Here is a 300-nt window from a genome sequence, read left to right on the forward strand (position 1 = left end):
ATTTTTTTGAATTTTAATAATTTTATTCTCTTGACCTTCTAGGTAAAACAGGATTGGTAATGCTCTCCCTCAATATTGAAAGCTGAAGGATTTATCACATTCTTTTGATAATCTCTAAAGCCATTAATACTAAAGACTTACTAAAAAAGGCAGGTGCATTACAATTGGATCCGGAAGTTCAGTGTATCTAGGGAAGAGTTATAAATAAGAAGTTGTAAGAAATATATTCTCTAATAGAATCCATTATAATAGTACAAGGGTGCGGAAGATTTTATGTGAAAAGAAAATTAGATTTGAAAA

Origin of the sequence: Xanthovirga aplysinae (genome assembly GCF_009711365.1) — a bacterium.
Classification (GTDB): domain Bacteria; phylum Bacteroidota; class Bacteroidia; order Cytophagales; family Cyclobacteriaceae; genus Xanthovirga; species Xanthovirga aplysinae.